Origin of the sequence: Sinomicrobium pectinilyticum, from assembly GCF_003725735.1 — a bacterium.
Classification (GTDB): Bacteria; Bacteroidota; Bacteroidia; order Flavobacteriales; family Flavobacteriaceae; genus Sinomicrobium; species Sinomicrobium pectinilyticum.
The window spans coordinates 1-362 of the sequence record NZ_RJTM01000056.1; the positions used below are offsets into that span (position 1 = coordinate 1).

The following is a 362-nucleotide window of genomic DNA, read 5'->3' on the forward strand; positions in this document are numbered from 1 at the left end:
TTTCGTTTTTAACCTTTTCAGGAAATACGAAGGATAAATCCCGGTTTCCTTATAAAACGCCCTGGTAAAGGATTGCGCGGTTTTATAGCCGGCTTCCTGTGCAATGGCTTCAACGGCATACTGTCTTAGTTTTTCCTCGTTTTTCAGTCGCTCCACGATGCGCTTAATACGGATATGGTGCAGGTACTGGCTGAAATTCATATCCTTGGTGGTATTGATCACCTTGGAGAGGTATGTGGAGTTGGTATTCAGCTCGTCGGCCAGGCTTTTCAGGGAAATATCGGGATTTGTAAACCGTTGTTTACGTTCAAATATCTCCAGTCCGGCTTCAATATTTTTAAAGATCTCCTGGGGCACCCCGC

The 362-nt window shown here is 45.0% G+C and carries 1 protein-coding gene; it reads right to left on the reverse strand.

The window, feature by feature from the left end:
- Nucleotides 1-362, reverse strand: a 362-nt coding sequence (locus ED312_RS07710) for a helix-turn-helix domain-containing protein (protein WP_148044242.1), incomplete at both ends; no start/stop codon positions are given.